Annotated in this window: 1 protein-coding gene; it reads left to right on the forward strand. The window is 32.4% G+C overall.

The annotated features are described in order from the left end of the window. Positions 1-562 (forward strand): IS256 family transposase (locus HV819_RS11395; protein ID WP_176270278.1); only part of this gene is annotated, 562 nt, incomplete at both ends.

A 562-nucleotide genomic window follows, 5' to 3' on the forward strand; every position in this document is an offset into this window, starting at 1 on the left:
TAAATACAAGAAATGGAACAAGTAAAAAAACAGTTAGATCATCTTACGGAAACATAGAATTAAACATACCAAGAGATAGAGAAGGAACATTTGAACCACAATCATTAAAAAAATACGAAAAAGACATATCAAACATAGAAAATCAGATAATATCAATGTATGGGAAAGGAATGACAACAAGAGACATATCAAGTCACATCAAAGATATCTATGGTTTTGGAATATCAGAAACAATGGTAAGTAAAATAACCAATAAAATACTACCAACCATAGAAGAGTGGCAAAATAGACCATTAGAAAAAATCTATCCTATGGTCTTCTTAGACGCCATACACTACCATGTAAGAGAAAACAACATAGTAGTCAAAAAAGCAGTATATATAGCCTTAGGCTACAATCTAGAAGGCTTTAAAGAAATACTAGGCATGTGGGTAGGAGAAAACGAATCAAGCAAATATTGGCTCTTAGTATTAAACCAGCTAAAAGAAAGAGGGCTAGAAGATGTATTAATATTCTCAACAGACAACCTTCCAGGATTTAGCCAAGCCATAGAAGCAGTATA

It is taken from the genome of Anaerococcus faecalis (assembly GCF_013371425.1).
GTDB classification, from domain to species: domain Bacteria; phylum Bacillota; class Clostridia; order Tissierellales; family Peptoniphilaceae; genus Anaerococcus; species Anaerococcus porci.